The organism is Microbacterium sp. zg.Y909, assembly GCF_024626565.1.
Genome location: NZ_JANJFJ010000459.1, coordinates 1 through 3161 on the forward strand (window position 1 = coordinate 1; position 3161 = coordinate 3161).

Genomic DNA, 3161 nt, shown 5'->3' on the forward strand with positions numbered 1-3161 from the left:
TGCGCGAAGTCGGCGCCGACGCGCTGCTGAAGTGCGAGATGGTCGCCGGCCACGGCGGCGTCTCGGGCCGGTACAACTCCTGGAAGGAACGTGCCTTCGAGCTCGCCTGGCTGCTGGACGTGCTGCGAGTCGCCGACGCCGAGTGAGTATTCGCTGGCGCGAGTGAGTATTCGCGGGCGCGGGTCCCGCCTACAGGTGATCTCACCGGAACAGGATGCTTCCGTGGCATCCGCCCTGTGTCCGTGAGATCACCTGCGCCGGGGAGGCCCTCAGCGGTGCAGTCCCTGCGCGATGGCCGTCGAGATGACCGTGATCACCCGCTCGGATTCGAAGAGCACCTGGTGGTAGTCGAAGCGCAGGACGCTGTACCCCAGCAGGACGAGCCGGGCGTCGGCGGCCAGGTCGCGGCGGCGGTCCCTTCCCTGATGATGGGCGAAGCCGTCGAGCTGCACGACCAGCCGTTCCCCGATCAGCGCATCGACGGGGTGGCCGTCGATCCACACCTGCTGGCGCACGCTCACCCCGATCGAGCGGGCCAGCAGGACGAACCGCGTCTCGACCCCCGAGTCGGACAGGTCGGATGCCACGGCCGCCAGCGCCCGCGCCGCCTCCCCGCGCCATTGGATGCGTGCCAGCAACGCGGGAGGCACCGCCTTCTGCCGGATGGCCGATTCCCAGACGCAGAGCGCATCGGCCATCGGCGCGCAGCGCGCGACCTGGAAGAGGATGTTCGGCACCGGGTCCACCAGGGTGCCCTCACCCACCGGCGCCGGCCCACGGGCCCAATGCAGGCGCACTCCGTCGGCATCGTGGCGTGACGAGGTCGGCGGAACCACGAGGTGGGTCTGCTGGTGCGGCGGCGTCCACAGGCCGATGTGCGCCGCCGCGCTCACGCAGCTGAGTCGCCCGCCGACGTACGCCGCACGGCGCGGGCCTGGTGGGCAGTCGCGCGTGACCAGCCAGGAGCGCCGCACCCGCTGCACCGCGCCGCGCTCTACCGCGAGGCGGATGCCGTGGGTCGTGAAGCCCGCGGCCTTCACGGCGCTGGAATGGGCGGCCCCGCCGTGGGCGACGAGCCACGAGACGAGTACCGATGTCGGATGCATGCCGTCATCCTGCGGGGCACGGCCTCGGCCCCGCGGGCGCCGACCCGCGCCCCGTGGACGGACTCGCGACTCGGCCGCCTGTGCAGGAGGCGCAGCGGCGCGAGCGCGGCATCCACCCTCCCCCGGAACAGGAAGACTCACCGCAACAGGACGGAGAGCGCCCGAAGCATCCTGTCTCGCCGAGATCACCTGCGCCCGGGATATGGATGCCGGCCCGTGGCGCGGCCACGCGCCCGCGGCGGCGCGGCGGCGCTAGCGCGGCGCGAGCGCGGCATCCCACCCCGCGACAGGAAGACTCACCGACACAGGACGAAGCAGCCCGGAACGACCTGTTCCCGGGAGATCTCCTGCAGCGGGGAGGTCGCCCGGGAACATACGGTCGCCCAGCGACGAAGGCCGCGTGACGCGTGACGCGCGACGCGAACTCAGCCGAAGAGCGCGGCGGCCTCTTCGTAGCGGTACAGGGGCACGGTGTTGAGCTCGCCGAGCGCCTCTTCGAACGAGACGCGCACGATGTCGGTGCCCTTCATCGAGACCATCTGGCCCCACGCGCCGTCCATGATGGCGTCGGCGGCGTGCAGCCCCAGGCGGGTCGCCAGCACGCGGTCGAACGCCGAGGGCGAGCCGCCCCGCTGGATGTGGCCGAGCACGGTGGCCCGCGTCTCGATGCCGGTGATGCGCTCGATCTCCGGCGCGATGATCTCGCCGATGCCGCCCAGGCGCGGGCGGTTGAAGGCATCCAGTCCCTTGTCGCTGTAGGCCTCGTCCATGCCGGACAGCTTGAAGCCCTCCGACACGACGACCAGTGGCGCGCGGCCGCGGTCGTGGGCCTTGGAGACCTGCTCGCAGATGTCATCGATCGACATCGGCACCTCGGGGATGCAGATGACGTGTGCACCGGCGGCCATGCCGGCGTGCAGGGCGATCCAGCCGACGTGGCGGCCCATCACCTCGGCGACCATGCACCGCTGGTGCGAGTCACCGGTGGTGCGGAGGCGATCCATCGCGTCGGTGGCGATGTTCACGGCGGTGTCGAAGCCGAACGAGTAGTCCGTGGCCCGAAGGTCGTTGTCGATCGTCTTGGGGACGCCGAGCACGTTGATGCCGTCTTTGGAGAGACGGTTCGCTGCGGCCAGGGTGCCCTCGCCGCCGATGGCGATGATGCCGTCGATGCGGTGGCCGTAGAGCGTCTTGGCGATGTTCTCGGCGCCGCCGCGCGGGCCCTCGTAGGGGTTCGTGCGGCTGGTGCCGAGGATCGTACCGCCGACCTTCGACAGGCCCTTCACCTCGTGGCGGGTCAGGGGGAAGAAGTCCGCGTCGACGACGCCGCGCCAGCCGTCGCGGACGCCGACGAACTCGAGGTCGTAGGTGGTGGTGCCCTTGAGCACGACGCCGCGGATGACCGCGTTCAGGCCGGGGCAGTCGCCGCCGCTCGTGAGGATGCCGATCTTCATGGAACGTCCTTGCTGTCAGCTGTTCAGTGATGGTGCGGCCACGCTGCCTCCCTCGACACTATCGCCGCACGCGATCACCTGCCAGACGTGCGGGCCGGGGTAAATGCGACGCGGCCCCGCCGAAAGGCGGGACCGCGTCGATCATCAGGCCGCGTCGGCGGCAGCGGGTATCAGCTGCCGCCGAGCGACCGCCGCAGCAGATGCATGAGGGCGGCCAGCTGCACCGAGTCGGTCGACGCGGCGTCGGCCGCCTCGCCGTCCAGTGCACGCGCCGCGAGGCCCTGCTTGGAGTCGATGAGCTCGGCGATCTTGGTGTCGATCGTGTGCGCCGCGATGATGCGCCACGCCGTGACGGGCTCGCCCTGACCGATCCGGTGCACGCGGTCGATCGCCTGGGTCTGCTCGGCTGCCGTCCACGACAGCTCCGCGAGGACGACGTTGGATGCCGCCTGCAGGTTCAGCCCCACACCGGCAGCCGTCAGCGAGCACACCGCGATGCCGACGCCCGGATCGTTGTTGAACGCGTCGATGGCGTCCTGGCGAGCAGGGGTCGTCTGGTCGCCACGGATCGACACGGTGCGCAGGCCCGCCGCGGCGAAGT

3 protein-coding genes are annotated in these 3161 nt (G+C 71.0%); all 3 read right to left on the minus strand.

Annotated features, from left to right (window positions below; genetic code table 11):
* Positions 1-269: 269 nt before the first annotated feature.
* The gene (locus NQ160_RS21270; RefSeq protein ID WP_257517063.1) at positions 270-1106 is read right to left on the minus strand and encodes an endonuclease domain-containing protein; all 837 of its coding nucleotides are present in this window, start codon (positions 1104-1106) and stop codon (positions 270-272) included.
* Positions 1107-1531: 425 nt separating this feature from the next.
* Entirely contained in the window at positions 1532-2560 is a 1029-nt protein-coding gene (locus NQ160_RS21275; RefSeq protein ID WP_257517064.1) for a 6-phosphofructokinase, read from the minus strand.
* A gap of 170 nt (positions 2561-2730) precedes the next feature.
* Positions 2731-3161: C-terminal helicase domain-containing protein (locus tag NQ160_RS21280; RefSeq protein WP_257517065.1), on the minus strand; the 431-nt coding region annotated here is incomplete at its 5' end.

Coding starts and splice junctions, on each gene's coding strand:
- NQ160_RS21270 (WP_257517063.1), bottom strand. CDS start 1,106: ATGCATCCGACATCGGTACTCGTCTCGTGGCTCGTCGCCCACGGCGGG.
- NQ160_RS21275 (WP_257517064.1), bottom strand. CDS start 2,560: ATGAAGATCGGCATCCTCACGAGCGGCGGCGACTGCCCCGGCCTGAAC.